Annotated in this window: 1 protein-coding gene; it reads left to right on the plus strand. The window is 61.9% G+C overall.

The genetic code is table 11. The features are described from left to right. Nucleotides 1–239 precede the first annotated feature (239 nt). Nucleotides 240–1,463, plus strand: a complete 1,224-nt coding sequence (locus QN350_RS19600; RefSeq protein ID WP_322137520.1) for an IS110 family transposase — start codon at nt 240–242, stop codon at nt 1,461–1,463. Nucleotides 1,464–1,479 lie beyond the last annotated feature (16 nt).

A 1,479-nucleotide genomic window follows, 5' to 3' on the forward strand; every position in this document is an offset into this window, starting at 1 on the left:
CCTTGACGGTGATGATGGAAGTAGGCCGTGGAATGGTGTGACTCCAACCTTGACTGACGCTTCTTGAAGCTGTCCTTAATTTGATCCGTCCACCGTTCCGCGGCTTGCAGCAAACGCATTCGCCAGGCGGACATGACCTAATAGGAGCTTGACCAAGAAGTCCCATCACCGTCTTGTCTGCCCACCTGGCGAACGCGAGTCCACCCTGTTACTCGAGCGTCAGAGGAGCTATTCCCATCATGACAAACGACGACATCAGCGTCATCGCCGGCATCGACACCCACGCCGACACCCATCACGTCGCCATCATCACCAATTACGGCAAACACCTTGCCGATAAGAAGTTTCTGGCCGTGGGATCCGGCTACCGGGAAATCGCCGAATACATCACCCGGTATGGACCGGTGATCGCTGTCGGCGTCGAAGGAACAGGGTCCTACGGTGCTGAATTGACCCGGGTCCTGATCCACGAGGGCTTCGAGGTGAAAGAGGTCAACCGGCCCAATCGCCAAGCCCGACGCATCCACGGCAAGTCCGATCCGCTAGACGCCTACCAGGCCGCCGAATCTGTTCTCGCCCAGCGCGGCACCTCTACACCAAAAGCCCGCGACGGTAACGTCGAAGCCCTCCGGGTGCTGCGCACCGCGCGCACCAGCGCGATGAAGGCACGCACCGCGGTACTAGCGCAGATCAGCGCCGTACTGACATCGGCCCCAGAGAGTATCCGGGCCAAATATCGGGGCAAGACCAGCGAATCCCGTGCCAAAAGCATGGCCACCTCGCGCCCGACCGGAGACATCACAGACCCCCTCGTCGCGACCGCCGTCACGCTCAAACGCATGGCCGCCCGCCATGCCTACCTCACCACCGAGATCGATGACTGCGACGCCGAGCTCGCCCGCATTATCGCCGAGCACGCCCCAGCCCTGACCCTGATCAAAGGTGTCGGCACCGCCGTAGCCTCCCAACTGCTGGTCACTATCGGCGACAACCCCGAGCGCCTGACCACAGAAGCCCAATTCGCCGCATTGGCCGGCGTCGCACCGATCCCTGCGTCATCGGGCAAGACGACACGGCACCGGCTCTCCCGCGGTGGCGACCGCGCCGCGAACTCCGCGATTCACCGCATCGTTCTAGTGCGCATGGCGAAGGACCAACGCACCCAGGATTACGTCGTCAAACGCACCAGCGAGGGCAAAGGCAAGAAGGAGATCATGCGCTGCCTCAAGCGCTACGTCGCCCGCGAAATATACCGCGTCCTGCAAAACCCACGGCCCGGCCTGCTAACCAACGACCTGCGTCCACGGCGCCTCGCGTTGCACCTCACCCAGACCGCAGTAGCACTCGAGCTGAGCGCCTGGCCCAAAGCCATCTCGCGCATTGAACGCGGCGCCACCCAAGATCGAGTCCTTTCTGAGCGCTACCGCACATGGCTCAGTGAACAACCCAAAGTCAGCGCTTGACAACAATAGGAGCATC

It is taken from the genome of Cryobacterium sp. 10I5 (assembly GCF_035019865.1).
In the GTDB taxonomy this organism is placed as follows: Bacteria; Actinomycetota; Actinomycetes; order Actinomycetales; family Microbacteriaceae; genus Cryobacterium; species Cryobacterium breve_A.